Source organism: Planomonospora algeriensis, from assembly GCF_977012225.1.
The window spans coordinates 1-15,981 of record NZ_CDRNDK010000109.1; the positions used below are offsets into that span (position 1 = coordinate 1).

The following is a 15,981-nucleotide window of genomic DNA, read 5'->3' on the forward strand; positions in this document are numbered from 1 at the left end:
GCCGTCCGGCCCAGCCCGCGGCCGCCAGCGCGGCCAGCGCGCCCTGCCGCCGCTCCAGGCACTGGCGGATCGTCAGCGGACCGGTCACGTAGGCGACGCTGCCGGCGCCGCGCGCCAGCAGGTGCGCCACCGCGGTCCGGCCGCCCGCCACGTCGTCGACGGCCACCGCGCACTGGTCGGGCCGGTGCGCCGGGTGGTCGACCAGGACGACGCTGATCCCGTGCTCGCGCAGCCGGTCCAGCCGGCTGAGGTCCTCGTCCGTGGGATGATCAGCACCCCCCGGACCCGCTGCTCGGCGAGCACCCGCAGGTTGCGCTCCTCCTTGGCGCGCGACCCGGCGGAGTTGCCGAGGATCACCGCGTAGCCGCGCTCGCTCGCCGCGTCCTCTATCCCGGCCGCCACGTCGGTGAAGAAGGGGTTGCCGATGTCGATGACGCTCAGGCCGAGGGTCCTGCTGTGGCCGGCGCGCAGCGTGGAGGCCGAGCCGTGGCGGACGAAGCCGAGCTCGCGGATCGCCTCCTCGACCCGTTCCCGGGTGGCGGCGGCGACCTTGGCGGGCCGGTTGAGCACATTGGACACCGTGCCGGGGGAGACGCCCGCGCGAGCGGCGACCTCCTTGATGCTGACCGTGGTCATGGCCCTTGATTAAAACGTACCAACGCCCTGGACGCCAGTTGCGGGCCCCGTGGAGTGCGCGATGGGCGTTGACACCGTGCGAAAAACCGTCCTAGCGTCCCGGCCTGTCAGTAAAACGTTATACATGCGAGGTCATCTCATGATCCGAGCCGCCATCGTGGGCGCGGGCGCCGTCGCCGCGCACGGGCACATGCCCGCCCTCCGCGCCCACCGGGACCGCGTCGAGCCGGTGGCGGTGGTGGACGTCGACGGGGCCAGGGCGCGGGCGTTCGCCGCCGAGCACGGCATCCCGGCCGCCCACACCGGCCTGGCCGCGATGCTGGCGGCCGAGCGGCCCGACCTGGTGCTCGTCTGCACCCCGCCGCACCTGCACGCCGACCAGGCGGTCGAGTGCCTGGAGGCCGGGGCCTGGGTGTGGTGCGAGAAGCCGCTGTGCCGCTCGCTGGCCGAGTACGACCGGATCCAGGCGGCCGAGGGCCCCGAGGAGGCGGGCGGCCCCTACCTGACGGTCGTCTACCAGCAGCGCTTCGGCTCCGGGGCCGAGCACCTGCGCGAGCTGACCGCGGCCGGGGCGCTCGGCCGCCCGCTGGTGGGCCTGTGCACCACCGTCTGGCACCGCGGCGAGGACTACTACGCCGTGCCGTACCGCGGCCGGTGGGAGACCGAGGGCGGCGGCACGACCGTGCTGCACGGCATCCACCAGATGGACCTGATGCTCTCGGTCTTCGGCGACTGGGCGGAGATCCGCGCGATGGCCGGGCGGCTGGACCGGCCCATCGAGACCGAGGACGTCTCGATGGCGGCGGTGCGGTTCGAAAGCGGCGCGATGGCGAGCGTGGTCACCAGCGTGCTCTCCCCCCGGCAGGAGAGCCACCTGCGCTTCGACTTCACCGGCGGCACGGTCGAGCTGCGCCACCTGTACGGCTACCGCAACGAGCACTGGACGTCGACCTCGCCGCTGTGGGCCCCGCCCCGGGACGTGCCGAGCGGGCACGAGGCGCAGCTCGGCACGGTGCTCGACGCCTTCGCGCGCGGGGAGCGCCCGCCGGCGAGCGGGGCCGACGGCCGGCGGGCGATGGAGTTCGTCGCCGCCCTGTACGCCTCGGCGCTGACCGGCCGCCCCGTGCGCCGGGGGGAGATCACTCCGGACAGCCCCTTCTACCGCCGGCTCGACGGCGGTCTGGGGCTGTGAGCGCCGGGCCCCGGGATTGAAACGTTCTTCCCCGCGGAGCGCCGGACGGGGGTCCCCGGTGTCCCGGGATCTGTAACGTTCGGGTAACCCGGGCGGGGGCCGGAACCGGCGACGGAGCCGGGGATCACCGCCCCTGCCTGGGAAAACGCTTTCCTTGGTGGTCCCGCCGCATGCCCCCGCCATCGCGACGGCGGAGGGGGCGCCGAGAAAGGGGTCTTGTGCGCCAAGTAGAGGAACGTTTTAATCCCCGGTTAAGCGGACGTGACGCGTCCGTGTGAGCGGTGGCACCCATGCGACGGCGGATGTGAAGGGCGGTGGGCGGCGTGCGCGGCGGGATCGCCTACGGCGGGGACTGGAACCCCGAGCAGTGGCCCGAGGAGACCTGGGCGCAGGACGTCGCGCTGATGCGCGAGGCCGGGGTCACCCGGGTGAGCGTCGGGATCTTCGCCTGGTCGATGCTGGAGCCCGCCGAGGGCGTCTTCGAGTTCGGCTGGTTCGACCGGGTCCTGGACCTGCTGGCCGGCGCCGGCATCGAGGCCTGCCTGGCCACCCCGACCGCCGCCCCGCCGCCGTGGTTCGGCCGCGCCTACCCCGGGGCCCTGCCGGTGGACGCCGACGGGCGCCGGTTGAGCCACGGGAGCCGCCAGGGCTTCTGCCCCAGCTCGCCGGTCTACCGGGCCAAGGCTCTGGAGATCGCCGAGCGGCTCGCCCTGCGCTACGCCGACCACCCGGCGCTGGCCCTGTGGCACGTGCACAACGAGTACGGCTGCCACAACGCCCGCTGCCACTGCGACGTCTCCGCCGAGGCGTTCCGCGGCTGGCTGCGCGAGCGGTACGGCACGCTGGAGGCGCTCAACGACGCCTGGGGGACGGCGTTCTGGTCCCAGCGCTACGGGGACTGGGACCAGATCCTGACGCCCCGCGCCACCCCGAGCTTCACCAACCCCGGACAGCAGCTCGACTTCCGCCGGTTCAGCTCCGACACCCTGGTCGGGCTCTACACCGCCGAGCGCGACCTGCTCAGGAAGATCACCCCCCGGGTGCCCGCGACCACCAACCTGATGGCCGGCGTGCACTGGGAGATGGACTGCTGGGACTTCGCCGCCGAGCTGGACGTGGTCGCCACCGACCACTACCTGGTCGGCGAGCGCGCCGACCCGCACATCGACCTGGCCTTCGCCGCGGACCTCGCCCGTTCCCTGGGCGGGGGCCGCCCGTGGCTGCTGATGGAGCACTCCACCAGCGCGGTCAACTGGCAGGGCCGCAACCTGGCCAAGACCCCCGGCGAGCTGCGCCGCAACTCCCTGGCCCACCTGGCCAGGGGCGCCGACGCGATCATGTTCTTCCAGTGGCGGGCCTCGCGGGCCGGGGCCGAGAAGTGGCACTCGGCGATGCTGCCGCACGCGGGCACCGAGACCAAGATCTGGCGGGAGACGGCCGCGCTCGGCGCCGAGCTGGCCGCCCTGGCGGAGGTGGCCGGGAGCACGGTCCGCGCCGAGGCGGCGATCCTGCTCGACCACGCCAGCGTCTGGGCCCAGGACCACCCCGCCCAGCCCACCGCCGACCTGGACCCGGTCGAGGAGGCCAAGCGCTGGCACGCGGCGCTCTGGCGGGCCGGGGTCACCTGCGACCTGGCCCGCCCCGAGGCCGACCTGTCCGGCTACCGCCTGGTGCTGGTCCCCGCGCTCTACCTGGTGAGCGACACCGGGGCGGCGAACGTGGCGGAGTTCGCGCGGCGGGGCGGGACCGTGGTCGTGGGACCGTACAGCGGGATCGTCGACGAGTGCGACCGGGTCCGGCTCGGCGGCTACCCGGGGGCGTGGCGGGAGCTGCTCGGTGTGACGACCGAGGAGTTCTTCCCGCTCCCGCCGGACCGCCCGATCCGGCTGACCGGCGGCGGGACCGGCCGGATCTGGAGCGAGGCGGCCCGCGCCACGACCGCCGAGACGCTCGACGCCTACGCGGACGGGCCGCTGGCCGGCTCGCCGGCCTGGACGCGCAACGCGTGGGGCGCGGGGGCGGCCCACTACCTGACCACCCGGCTCGACGACGCCGCCTTTGGCGGCCGTGCTGGCCGCGGCCCTGGCCGAGGGCGGGGGCGGAGCCGGTCGCGGCGGCCCCGCCCGGGGTCGAGGTCGTCCGGCGCTCGCACCCCGACGGCCGCCGCTACCTGTTCGCGGTCAACCACACCGGCGCCGAGGCGGTTGTCGCGGCCACGGGCACCGCCCTTCCGGGAGGTGAGCCGGTGGACGGCGCGCTGACGGTCCCCGCCGGCGGCGTCGGCGTGGTCCGCGAGCGAGCGGGCCAGGGGCACGGCGGTGTCGCGCGGGGTGGACGGCCTCGACCCCGGGCGCGGCCGTGACGGACGAGTGCAGACAGGAGAGACGACGCATGCCGTACCGCAACCCCCTCGCCTCGCCCGCGGACCTCGACGGGTTCCGCCTGGAAGGGGAGGGCGCGATCACGTTCCCCCGGGGCAGGATGCGGCTGGAGAGCCTCCGCCCCGCACAGGACGGCCAGGACGCCAACATCGTCCTGTGGTGCCCCGAGGACTTCCCCACGGACGTCACCGTCGAATGGGACTTCTGGCCCGTCCACGAGCCGGGCCTGTGCATCCTGTTCTTCCACGCCAGGGGCAGGCGGGGCGAGGACCTGTTCGACCTCGCGCCGCGGACCGGCCCCTACGAGCAGTACCACCACGGCGACCTGGACGCCTACCACGTGTCCTATTTCCGCCGCATGTGGCCTTCCGAGCGCAGACTGCACACCTGCAACCTGCGCAAGAGCCACGGCTTCCACCTCGTCGCGCAGGGCGCCGACCCGCTCCCCGCGGTGCTGGACGCCCAGGGCCCCTATCCCATGCGCCTGACCGTGCACCGAGGGGAGATCACCTTCGCGATCGGCGAGGTGGTCTCGTTTCGCTGGCGGGACGAGGACCCGCTGCGCGGGGGGAAGATCGGCTTCCGGCAGATGGCCCCGATGATCGGGGAGTACGCGAATCTGCGGGTCTCGCCTCATTGACATCCCGGTAAAGACAGCACTACTTTTCACACTTCTCGTCACGATTGTTCTCTTTTTGCTAAGAAAAGAATCCTTTCTTTAACAGAACGGGAAATCCGGTGCGACACCTCACTCCGCGCGACACGTCCGGCGGTGCACGATGACCGCCTGGTCGATCAGGCTCTACGCGGCCTGTGACGAGCTGCTCTGGGCGGCCAGGCTCAACCTTGCCTGGATCGCCTTCACGCTCGCCGGCGGAGTGGTCCTGGGGGTCGGCCCGGCGACCGTCGCGGCCTACACGCTGGCCCGGCGGCACGCCAGGTACGAGTCGTTCCCGCTGTGGCGGGAGTTCGCGGCCGTCTACCGCCGGGAGTTCCTCCGCGGCTCGCTGCTGGTGCTCCCGCCGATCGCGGTGGCCGGCGTCCTGGCCGGCAACCACCTGTACTTCTCGGCCCTCGGGCCGGGGGCGGAGCCGGCCCGGGCGGCGACCCTGGCCGCGCTGGTCGCGCTGGCCGCCGTCACCGCTTACCTGCTGCCGATGTACGTCCACTACGACCTGCCGCCGCTCGCCTGCCTGCCCAGGGCGTCGCGGCTGGTGCTCGCCCGTCCCGCGTCCTCGATCCTGCTGCTGTTCACCCTCTCGGCGGTGGTGTTCGCGGCCGCGACCCTCCCGATCCTGGCCCTCGTGCTCGGCGCCGGCGCCTGGATTCAGCTGAACACCTGGCTCTGCCTGCGCTTCTTCGAAGAGAACGAGGCGTACCTGCACCCGAAAGGCAACCGATGAAAACCACCCCCCGCCGGCTCCTCGCCGGAACGGTCGCACTCACCACGGCCCTCCTCGCCGCCGCCTGCGGCAGTGACGACGCGGGACAGCGGGCCGCGAGCGACGAGCTGACCATGATGGTCCCGCTGTTCGGCACCGCCCCCGACCCCAAGGGCGAGGTGCACCAGGCGGTCGAGAAGGTCGTCGGCAAGAAGCTCAAGATCAGCTGGGTGCCGAACGCCGAGTACGGCGACAAGACCAACGTCGTGCTCGCCTCCGACAAGATCCCCCAGGTCATGGTCGTGCAGAGCAAGACCGCCGCGTTCGTGCAGGCCGCACAGGCCGGGGCGTTCTGGGAGCTCACCGACAAGCTGGACAAGTACCCGAACCTGAAGGCCAAGTCCGAGCAGTCCGAGCTCAACGCCTCGATCAACGGCAAGGTCTTCGGCATCTACCGGGTCCGCCCGCTGCTCCGCTCGGCCGTGCTCTACCGCAAGGACTGGCTGGACAAGCTCGACCTGAAGGTGCCCGAGACCGTCGACGAGCTCTACGAGGTCGCCAAGGCCTTCACCGAGAAGGACCCGGACGGCAACGGCAAGAAGGACACCTACGGCCTGATCATCCCCAAGTGGCCCACCCCGGTCTTCTGCAGCTCCAGTCCGTACAACGTGATCGAGACCTGGTTCGGCGCCCCGAACTGCTACGGCGACCGCGGCGGGAAGCTCACGCCGGCCTTCGACACCGAGGAGTTCTACACCGCCAACCGGTGGCTGAAGAAGATGGTCGACGAGGGCCTGGTCAACCCTGACTTCGCCACCCTCGACTCGGGCAAGTGGAACGACCCGTTCTACCAGGGCAAGGGCGGCATCATCATCGACGTCAACGTCCGGGCCTCCCAGATGTACGGCCTGCTCAAGGAGCAGGACCCGGAGAACTACGGTGACAAGCTGGCCATGGGCGGCAACCTCAAGCGCTCCGACGGCCAGAAGTTCTCCCAGCCCTTCGACGGCTACAACGGCTTCCTGGCCATCTCCAAGCAGAGCGTGCGCACCGAGGCCGAGCTCGACGACGTGCTGAAGGCCCTGGACCGGCTGGCCACCAAGGAGGGCCAGACCCTGCTGGCCAACGGCATCGAGGGGCGCAACTTCAAGCTGGAGAACGGCTTCGACGTGCCGATCAACGACACCGACCCGGCCGTCAAGACCATCAACAACGACGTCGACTTCGCCTTCATCCAGCTCGGCACCTGGGCCACCATCGGCATGGGCGTCTACGAGCAGATGCCGACCAACGAGGCCGAGCGGGAGAACCTCAGGATCCGCAAGGAGCTGGTGGAGCTCGACCTGCAGACGGCCGTGCACAACCCGGCCCTGCCGATCGTCTCGCCCGCCTACGTCAGCAAGGGCGCGGTCCTCGACCCGATCGTCTCCGACGCCCGGGTGAAGTTCCTGGCCGGCGAGATCACCGAGGAGCAGCTGCGGGCCGAGGTCAAGCGCTGGCACGAGAGCGGCGGCGACCAGGTCGTCACGGAGATCAACGACCTGCACGCCAAGCTCGGCGGCAACTGAGCCGGGCCGGCCCGAGCCGTTCTGGGCCGGCCCGAGCCGATTCCGAGCCGATTCTGGGCCGATTCCGAGCCGATCCGCAGGGGGCCCGGCGCGACCGCCGGGCCCCACCTGAGAGAAAGGAGGCCGCTTTGGCCACCGACCTGGCGAAGCCTCCCGTGGAGGCGGCCCCCGAGCCGGGGCGCGGTTCCGGCAAGGTGCCGCTCCGCACGGCACTGCCGCGCTACCGCTGGCTGTACCTGATGCTCGTCCCGGGCCTGGTCTACTTCGCGGTCTTCAAGTACCTGCCGATGTACGGCCTGACGATCGCGTTCCAGGACTTCGTGCCCTTCCTCGGCTACTCCGGCAGCGAGTGGGTCGGCTTCAAGCACTTCGAGGCGCTGTTCACCGGGCCCGACTTCGGCCGCCTGATGTTCAACACGCTCTTCCTGGCGGTGCTGACGGTGCTCTTCGTCTTCCCCGCCCCGATCATCGTCGCGCTGATGCTCAACGAGCTCCGGGTCAACGTGCTCAAGCGCTCGATCCAGTCGCTCATCTACATCCCGCACTTCCTGTCCTGGGCGATCGTCGCGTCCCTGACGTACCTGCTGCTCGCGGTGGACTTCGGAGTGATCGCCCAGTTCGTGCACGACCTGGTCGGCGGTTCCAAGGTCGACTACGTGGCGCAGCCGGACTGGTTCCGGCCGATCATCATCGTGCAGACGCTGTGGAAGGCGACCGGCTGGGGCACGATCATCTACCTGGCCGCGCTGGCCGGGGTGGACCCGAACCTCTACGAGGCGGCCCGCATGGACGGCGCGGGACGCTGGCGGCAGTTCTGGCACATCACGCTGCCGACCATCCGCCCCACGATCGTGGTCATGGCCATCCTCACCTCGGGCAACCTGCTCGACGCCAGCTTCGAGCAGATCTGGCTGATGACCAACTCGCTGAACCGCTCGGTCGCCGACGTGTTCGACACCTACGTCTACTACATCGGCATCACCCAGGGCGCCTTCAGCTACTCCACCGCCGTCGGCCTGTTCAAGGGCGTGGCCGGCGCCGTGCTGATCTTCGGCTCCAACTGGCTGGCCAAGCGCCTGGGCCAGCGCGGACTGTTCTAGGGAGCGCCGGCGATGTCCGTCAACCACTACAAGTCGTTCGGCAGCCGGGTGTTCGACGCGCTCAACATCCTGCTGCTCACGGGCCTGGCCCTGATCATGATCCTGCCGCTGCTGTACGTCCTGGCCGGATCGTTCGCCACCGAGTCGGAGATCGCCACCCGGCCGTTCTTCCTCTGGCCGGAGAAGTTCGTCACCGACACCTACGCCTACATCTTCGGCACCGACACCTTCGTCCGCGCCCTGATCACCACGATCTGCGTGACGGCGGTCGGCACGGCGGTCCAGCTCATGCTGACGCTCACCATGGCCTATCCGCTGGCCAAGCGGTACCTGCCGGGCCGCACGCTGGTGCTGAACCTGGTCATCTTCACGATCGTCTTCGGCGGCGGCATGATCCCCACCTACCTGGTCGTCCGCGACCTGGGGCTGCTCGACAGCTACTGGGCGCTGATCCTCCCGCTGGCGATCAACCCGTTCTACCTGATCATCGTCAAGAGCTTCTTCCAGGAGCTGCCGCAGGCCCTGGAGGAGGCGGCGCGCATCGACGGCTGCAGCGAGATGGGCGTCTTCTTCAAGATCGTCCTCCCGCTCTCCAAGCCGGTCATCGCGACGTTCTCGCTGTTCTACGCGGTGGGCATCTGGAACGACTACATGTCGCCGCTGCTGTACATCGACGACTCCAGCAAGTGGACGCTCCAGGTGCTGGTCCGGCAGTTCACCAGCGCCGACGCCGAGAACGCGCTCGCCCAGCTGGACTCGGTCTTCTTCCCTGCCGAGGGATTGAAGTTCGCGGTCGTCGTCATCGCGACGCTCCCGATCCTGTTCTTCTACCCCTTCCTGCAGAAGCACTTCGCCAAGGGCGTGCTGATCGGGTCGGTGAAGGAATGACGGCGGGACGGACGGAGGAGCCGGTGTCCGGCGGGGCGGCGGCCGCGGTAGCGGAAGTAGAGGCCACGGAGGCGGCCGGGGGTGCGACGGTGCTGCGCTGGCTGGAGCGGCCCTGCCGGCAGGGCGTGACCTGGGGCGTGCCCTGGCCGCGCGGCGCGGTGCGGCCCGGCGTCCCCTTCGCGCTCGCCGACGGCACCCCCGTGCAGAGCTGGACCACCGCGACCTGGCCCGACGGCTCGGTCAAGTGGTCGGCCCACGCCATCGGACCGCAGGCCGTACCCGCCGGCTCCTACGAGCTGGTCCCCGGCGCCGAGCCCGCCGCGCCGGGCGAACCGGTGACCGTCGCCCGCGACGGCGGCGGGCTGCGGATCGCCACCGGACCGGTCGCCTGGACGCTGCCCGGGGCGGGCGGGACGGACCTGATCGCGTCCGTCGCGCACGGCGGCACCGAGATCGTGCGCGGCGTGCGCCTGGTCAGCCTCCGCCAGGACACCGCCGACGAGGACGGCTCGCGCGTCCGCGTACCCGCCGCCGGCGTCGTCTCGGCGGTCGCCGTCGAGCAGGACGGCCCGGTGCGCGCGGTGGTGCGGCTGGAGGGCCGGCACGTCGAGGAGGGCGGGAGGTCCTGGCTGCCCTTCACCGTGCGGCTGTACTTCTACGCCGGGGCGGCGGACGTGCGCGTCGTGCACAGCTTCGTCTGGGACGGCGACGCCTCCGCCGACTTCCTGGCCGGGCTGGGCCTGCGCGCCGAGGTGGCCATGCGCGACGCCCCGCACGACCGGCACGTCCGGCTGGCCGGGGCGGAGGGCTTCCTCACCGAGGCCGTCCGGGGCCTGACCGGCCTGCGCCGCGACCCGGGCGAGGCCGTACGGCGGGCGCAGACCGAGGGCCGGCCGGTCGGTGAGATCGGGAACCCGGAGGTGGCCGGCCGGCTGCACCTGATCCCGCTCTGGAACGACCACACCCTGGAGCAGCACAGCGCCGACGGCTTCACCCTGCGCAAGCGCACCGCGCCCGGCCACGCCTGGGTCACCGTCCCGGCGGGCACCAGGTCGAAGGGGTACGGCTACGTCGGCGGCGTGAGCGGCGGCCTGGGCTTCGGCCTGCGCGACTTCTGGCGGCTGCACCCCACCCGGCTGGACGTGCGCGGCGCCGCCACGGAGACGGCCACCGCGACCGTCTGGCTCTGGTCGCCCGGTGCGCCCCCGATGGACCTGCGCTTCTGGCACGACGGGATGGGCCAGGACACCCACGCCGAGCAGCTCGAGGGACTGGAGATCACCTACGAGGACCACGAGCCGGGCTTCGGCGACCCGCACGGCGTCGCCCGCACCCACGAGCTGACCCTGCGGGTCCATCCGGCCACCCCGCCGGCCGCGGAGCTGGCCGAGCACGCCGCGCTGCTGGAGGCCCCCCGGCCTGCTCACCGCCGCGCCCGAGCGGCTGCGCGCGGCGGGTGTGTTCGGCGTCTGGTCGCCGCCGGACCGGTCGGATCCGGCCGTCGCGGCGATCGAGGACCGGCTGGACTTCCTGTTCGACTTCTACGTGCGCCAGCGCGAGGAGCGCCGGTGGTACGGGTTCTGGGACTACGGCGACGTCATGCACGCCTACGATCCGGACCGGCACACCTGGCGCTACGACGTGGGCGGCTACGCCTGGGACAACTCCGAGCTCTCGCCGGACCTGTGGCTGTGGTACCAGTACCTGCGCACCGGGCGCTCCGACGTCTTCCGGTTCGCCGAGGCGATGACCCGGCACACCGGCGAGGTGGACGTGTACCACCTGGGCTGGTGGAAGGGGCTGGGGTCCCGGCACAACGTGCAGCACTGGGGGTGCAGCTGCAAGCAGCTGCGCGTCTCCAGCGCCGTCTACCGGCGCTTCCTCCACTACCTGACCGCCGACGAGCGCACCGGGGACCTGCTCGACGAGCTCGCCGCGCCCGAGGAGACGTTCCTGGCCGTCGACCCGCTGCGCAAGGTCCGCCGGGACGTCTACACCCCCGACCCCGCCGCGCTGGCGGTGGGGCTCGGCGTGGACTGGGGGGGCGCTGGCCGCCGCCTGGCTGACCCGCTGGGAGCGGCACGGCGACGAGCGGGCCCGCGACCGGCTGCTGGGCACGATGGCGGGCATCGCGGCGCTGCGGTACGGCTTCCTCACCGGGGAGGCCCGCCTGGACCTGGCGACCGGGCGGTTCGACACCACCCGGGAGGCCGTGGAGGTCTCCCACCTGTCGGCGGTGTTCGGGCTGCCGGAGGTCTGCGCCGAGCTGATCGACCTGGACCTGGGCGTGCCCGGCTTCGAGGAGGCCTGGCTGGACTACTGCCGGCTCTACCTCGCCGGGGCCGAGCGGCAGGCCGCCGAGGTGGGCCGGGCGCTGGAGGGCGTCTCGCTCATCCAGGCGCACAGCAGGCTCGCCGCCTACGCGGCGGCCCGCACCGGTGACGCGGAACTCGCCCGGCTCGCCTGGCGCGCGTTCTTCCGCGACGAGGGCGACCGGCTCAACGTCAACCCGCTGCAGCGCGAGCGCGACTGGCGGCTGACCGAGGTCCGCGGCCCGGCCGTGCTCATGCCGGTCACCGAGGCGCCCTTCATCTCCACCAACGACGCCGCCCAGTACGGCCTGGCGGCGATCCAGAACCTGGCGCTCGTCCCCGAGCACCTGCCCGGGGCTCCGCCCGGGGATCCGCGGGCCCTCCCCGCCTCCACCGCACCCGGAGCGCCCGGATGCGGAGGACCACCCGCCGGACGCCGTAGGAGACCGTCGAGGCGGGGTGCGGCGGTCGGGTGCGGTCCGGGCCGCCCGGTCCCGTCGGCGGTCTTCGCGATCTCTGCTGCTTAAAACGTGTCATCCCAAGTTGCTGTCCGATTACAGGGATGTTCATGCTGTATTTCCGATTTTCCCGCATTGACAGGCTGGTGCGCACGCCGTACCTTCCTGGAAGCTCTTAAAACGTTTTGAGAAACTGGAGCCCGCGTGCAGCGTGTCTGCTTCCTGCTGAAGGTCCGGCCCGAGCGGCTGGAGGAGTACCGAGAGCGGCACCGGGAGGTGTGGCCGGAGATGCTCGACGCCCTGCGGCGGGCGGGGTGGCGCAACTACTCGCTGTTCCTGCGCCCCGACGGGCTGCTGGTGGGCTACCTGGAGACCGAGGACTTCGCGGCCGCCCGCGCGGCGATGGCCGCGACCGAGGTCAACGCCCGCTGGCAGGCCGAGATGGCGCCGTTCTTCGAAGCCCTCGACGGCGCCCGGACGAGGGCATGAGCCCGCTCGACGAAGTGTTCCACCTGGACTGATCGGGAAGACATGACCACCGACATCAAGGCCGCGCTGCGGGCGCAGGCCATCGAGACCCCCTCCTGGGCGTACGGCAACTCCGGCACCCGCTTCAAGGTGTTCGCCCAGCCCGGAGTGCCGCGCGACCCGTTCGAGAAGCTGGCCGACGCCGCCCAGGTGCACGCCTTCACCGGGATCGCGCCCAGCGTGGCGCTGCACATCCCGTGGGACGAGGTGGACGACTACGCGGCGCTGTCCGCGCACGCCGCCGGCCTGGGCGTGCGGATCGGCGCGATCAACTCCAACGTGTTCCAGGACGACGACTACCGGCTGGGCAGCGTCACCAACCCCGACCCGCGGATCCGGCGCAAGGCGACCGACCACCTGCTGGCGTGCGTGGACGTCATGGACGCCACCGGCTCCGACACGCTCAAGCTCTGGTTCTCCGACGGGATCAACTACCCCGGCCAGGACGACCTGCGGGCCCGCCAGGACCGGCTGGCCGAGGCCCTGTCGGAGGTCTACGACCGGCTCGGCGAGGGCCAGCGGTTCCTGCTGGAGTACAAGCTGTTCGAGCCGGCGTTCTACGCCACCGACGTGCCCGACTGGGGCACCGCCTACGCGCACTGCGTCCGGCTCGGGGACAGGGCGCAGGTCGTCGTGGACACCGGGCACCACGCGCCGGGCACCAACATCGAGTTCATCGTTGCCTTCCTGCTGCGCGAGGGCAAGCTCGGCGGCTTCGACTTCAACTCCCGCTTCTACGCCGACGACGACCTGATGGTCGGCTCGGCCGACCCGTTCCAGCTCTTCCGGATCATGTCCGAGGTGGTCCGCGGCGGCGGGTACGGCCCGGAGTCGGGCGTGGCGTTCATGCTCGACCAGTGCCACAACATCGAGCCGAAGATCGCCGGTCAGATCCGCTCGGTGATGAACGTGCAGGAGGCCACGGCCAAGGCGCTGCTGGTGGACACCGGCGCGCTGGCCGCCGCCCAGGCGGCCGGGGACGTGCTGGGCGCCAACGCGGTGCTGATGGACGCCTACAACACCGATGTGCGGCCGCTCCTGGCGGAGCTGCGCGCGGAGGCGGGCCTGGAGCCCGATCCGATGGCCGCCTATGCCCGGTCGGGCTACTTCGAGAAGGTCTGCGCCGAGCGGGTCGGCGGCACGCAGGCCGGCTGGGGCGCGTGAGCGGCGGACACGGCCTTGAGGACACGGACGATTCGTTGAAGGACTCGTTGGGGGACACTGCCATGACGTCACCGGTCGAAGAACTGCTGCGGCGCTCGCACGCGCTCGGCGCCGACCCGCGCAACACCAACTACGCGGGCGGCAACACCTCCGCCAAGGGCACCGCCGCCGACCCGGTCACGGGCTCGGAGACGGAGCTGATGTGGGTCAAGGGCTCCGGCGGCGACCTGGGCACGCTGAGCGAGGGAGGCCTGGCCGTACTGCGCCTGGACCGGCTGCGCGCCCTGGCCGGGGTCTACCCGGGGGTCGAGCGCGAGGACGAGATGGTCGCCGCCTTCGACCACTGCGCCTTCGGCAAGGGGGGCGCGGCCCCGTCGATCGACACCGCGATGCACGGCCTGGTCGACGCCGCCCACGTCGACCACCTGCACCCCGACGCGGGCATCGCGATCGCCACCGCCGCCGACGGCCCCGAGCTGACCCGGCGGATCTTCGGCGAGCGGGTGCTCTGGGTGCCCTGGCGGCGGCCCGGCTTCCAGCTCGGCCTCGACATCGCCGCGATCAAGGCCGCCAACCCGGCGGCGATCGGCTGCGTCCTGGGCGGCCACGGCATCACCGCCTGGGGGGACACCTCCGCCGCCTGTGAGGCCAACTCGCTGGAGATCATCCGTACCGCCGAGGCGTACATCGCCTCCCACGGCCGCCCCGACCCGTTCGGCGCGGTGCTGCCCGGCCGCGAGCCGCTGCCCGAGCCCGCCCGGCACGAGCGCGCCGCCGCGCTGCTGCCGCTGGTGCGCGGCCTGGCCTCGACCGACGCCCCGCAGGTCGGCCACTACACCGGCACCCCCGAGGTGCTGGACTTCCTGGCCCGCGCCGAGCACCCCCGGCTGGCCGCGCTGGGCACCTCCTGCCCGGACCACTTCCTGCGCACCAAGGTCCGGCCGCTGGTGCTCGACCTGCCCGCCGACGCGCCCCTGGAGGCGGCGGCCGCGCGCCTGCGCGAGCTGCACGCCGCCTACCGCGAGGACTACGCCGCCTACTACGAGCGGTACGCCACGCCGGAGTCCCCGCCGATGCGCGGCGCCGACCCGGCGATCGTGCTGGTGCCCGGGGTCGGCATGTTCTCGTTCGGCAAGGACAAGCAGACCGCCCGGGTGGCCGGCGAGTTCTACGTCAACGCGATCAACGTGATGCGCGGCGCCGAGGCGCTCTCGTCGTACGCGCCGATCGAGGAGTCGGAGAAGTTCCGCATCGAGTACTGGGAGCTGGAGGAGGCCAAGCTCCGCCGGATGCCCGCGCCCAGGCCGCTGGCCGCCCGGGTGGCGCTGGTCACCGGCGGCGGCTCGGGCATCGGCGCGGCCACCGCCCGCCGGCTGGCCGCCGAGGGCGCGTGCGTGGTGGTCGCCGACCGCGACCTGGCCGCCGCGGAGAAGGTCGCCGCCGAGATCGGCGCGAAGGCCCACCGGGCGGGCGACGCCGCGGTCGCGGTGGAGACGGACGTCACCTCCGAAGAGCAGGTCGCCGCCGCGGTACGGCAGGCCGTCCTGGCCTTCGGCGGCGTGGACCTGGTCGTCAACAACGCCGGGCTCTCGCTGTCGCGGTCGCTGCTGGAGACCACGGTCGCCGACTGGGACCTGCAGCACGACGTGATGGCCCGCGGCTCCTTCCTGGTCTCGCGGGAGACCGCCCGGGTGATGATCGACCAGGCGATGGGCGGCGACATCGTCTACATCTCCTCCAAGAACGCCGTCTTCGCCGGCCCGGACAACCTGGCGTACGGCGCGGCCAAGGCCGACCAGGCCCACCAGGTGCGGCTGCTCGCCGCCGAGCTGGGCGGGCACGGCATCCGGGTCAACGGGATCAACCCCGACGGGGTGGTGCGCGGCTCGGGCATCTTCGCCTCCGGCTGGGGCGCCAACCGGGCCGCCGTCTACGGAGTGGAGGAGGAGAGGCTGGGCGAGTTCTACGCCCAGCGCACCCTGCTCAAGCGCGAGGTCCTGCCCGAGCACGTCGCGGCGGCCGTCTTCGCGCTGACCGGCGGCGATCTGGGCCGCACCACGGGACTGCACGTCCCGGTCGACTCGGGGGTGGCGGCGGCCTTCCTGCGCTGAGCCCGCTCGGTCCCTCCTGGGCCGAGCCCGTCCGGTCCCTCCGGGGCCGGGCCCCGCTCAGTCCTTCCTGCCCGAGATGCGGCGGAGCGCCTCCCGGAACCGGCCCGGCCGGGAGGGCTCCGGCCGTACGCGGGGCTCGGGGGCCAGCCCGTCGCGGGCCCGCAGCAGATCGGCCAGGGCCTCGGCGGCGGAGGGCGCTTGGCCGGCGTGTGATCGCGCATCCGGCGCAGCAGGTCCATCACCTCCGGCGCGACCCCGGGC

At 72.2% G+C, this 15,981-nt stretch carries 12 protein-coding genes and 3 pseudogenes; 13 read left to right on the forward strand and 2 right to left on the reverse strand.

Annotation, left to right across the window (positions count from 1 at the left end):
• Positions 1 to 84: 84 nt before the first annotated feature.
• On the reverse strand, positions 85 to 636 hold the full coding sequence (locus ACWJ6R_RS14100) for a LacI family DNA-binding transcriptional regulator (RefSeq protein WP_449062653.1): 552 nt from the start codon (positions 634 to 636) through the stop codon (positions 85 to 87).
• 139 nt (positions 637 to 775) lie between these two features.
• Here ACWJ6R_RS14100 and ACWJ6R_RS14105 point away from each other — a divergent pair, with 139 nt between their 5' ends.
• The 13 genes and pseudogenes from ACWJ6R_RS14105 (at position 776) to ACWJ6R_RS14165 (ending at position 15,720) form a co-directional block, all read left to right on the forward strand.
• On the forward strand, positions 776 to 1,828 hold the full coding sequence (locus tag ACWJ6R_RS14105) for a Gfo/Idh/MocA family protein (protein ID WP_449062654.1): 1,053 nt from the start codon (positions 776 to 778) through the stop codon (positions 1,826 to 1,828).
• 314 nt (positions 1,829 to 2,142) lie between these two features.
• On the forward strand, positions 2,143 to 4,089 hold the full coding sequence (locus ACWJ6R_RS14110; RefSeq protein ID WP_449062655.1) for a beta-galactosidase: 1,947 nt from the start codon (positions 2,143 to 2,145) through the stop codon (positions 4,087 to 4,089).
• A complete protein-coding gene (locus ACWJ6R_RS14115; protein WP_449062664.1) occupies positions 3,999 to 4,190 on the forward strand; it encodes a hypothetical protein in 192 nt (63 codons plus the stop codon). The genes ACWJ6R_RS14110 and ACWJ6R_RS14115 overlap by 91 nt, the downstream gene beginning before the upstream one ends.
• A gap of 29 nt (positions 4,191 to 4,219) precedes the next feature.
• Positions 4,220 to 4,849 carry a DUF1961 family protein gene (locus ACWJ6R_RS14120; RefSeq protein ID WP_449062656.1) on the forward strand — a complete coding sequence of 210 codons (630 nt, stop codon included), beginning with the start codon at positions 4,220 to 4,222 and terminating at the stop codon, positions 4,847 to 4,849.
• 139 nt (positions 4,850 to 4,988) lie between these two features.
• Positions 4,989 to 5,612: a YesL family protein gene (locus ACWJ6R_RS14125; RefSeq protein ID WP_449062657.1), complete on the forward strand. Its 624-nt coding sequence runs from the start codon at positions 4,989 to 4,991 to the stop codon at positions 5,610 to 5,612.
• Positions 5,609 to 7,159, forward strand: a complete 1,551-nt coding sequence (locus tag ACWJ6R_RS14130) for an extracellular solute-binding protein (protein ID WP_449062658.1) — start codon at positions 5,609 to 5,611, stop codon at positions 7,157 to 7,159. Before ACWJ6R_RS14125 ends, ACWJ6R_RS14130 begins: the two co-directional genes overlap by 4 nt.
• 128 nt (positions 7,160 to 7,287) lie before the next feature.
• Positions 7,288 to 8,259 (forward strand): ABC transporter permease, encoded by a 972-nt coding sequence (locus tag ACWJ6R_RS14135; protein WP_449062659.1) that lies wholly within the window; start codon positions 7,288 to 7,290, stop codon positions 8,257 to 8,259.
• Between the two features lie 12 nt (positions 8,260 to 8,271).
• Positions 8,272 to 9,147, forward strand: coding sequence for a carbohydrate ABC transporter permease (locus ACWJ6R_RS14140; RefSeq protein WP_449062660.1), 876 nt, complete (start codon positions 8,272 to 8,274; stop codon positions 9,145 to 9,147).
• A pseudogene (locus ACWJ6R_RS14145) lies at positions 9,144 to 10,484 on the forward strand (exo-rhamnogalacturonan lyase family protein); the annotation flags it as partial. The gene ACWJ6R_RS14140 and the pseudogene ACWJ6R_RS14145, both read left to right, overlap by 4 nt.
• Positions 10,485 to 10,605: 121 nt before the next feature.
• A pseudogene (locus ACWJ6R_RS14150) lies at positions 10,606 to 11,986 on the forward strand (exo-rhamnogalacturonan lyase family protein).
• Between the two features lie 135 nt (positions 11,987 to 12,121).
• A pseudogene (locus ACWJ6R_RS14155) lies at positions 12,122 to 12,438 on the forward strand (L-rhamnose mutarotase).
• A 10-nt stretch (positions 12,439 to 12,448) separates the two neighbouring features.
• Positions 12,449 to 13,609, forward strand: a complete 1,161-nt coding sequence (gene rhaI, locus ACWJ6R_RS14160) for an L-rhamnose isomerase (RefSeq protein ID WP_449062661.1) — start codon at positions 12,449 to 12,451, stop codon at positions 13,607 to 13,609.
• Positions 13,610 to 13,671: 62 nt separating this feature from the next.
• Positions 13,672 to 15,720, forward strand: a complete 2,049-nt coding sequence (locus ACWJ6R_RS14165; protein ID WP_449062662.1) for a bifunctional aldolase/short-chain dehydrogenase — start codon at positions 13,672 to 13,674, stop codon at positions 15,718 to 15,720.
• A gap of 57 nt (positions 15,721 to 15,777) precedes the next feature.
• On the opposite strand, the gene ACWJ6R_RS14170 is transcribed toward ACWJ6R_RS14165, so the two are convergent.
• Positions 15,778 to 15,981 (reverse strand): hypothetical protein (locus ACWJ6R_RS14170; RefSeq protein WP_449062663.1); only part of this gene is annotated, 204 nt, incomplete at its 5' end.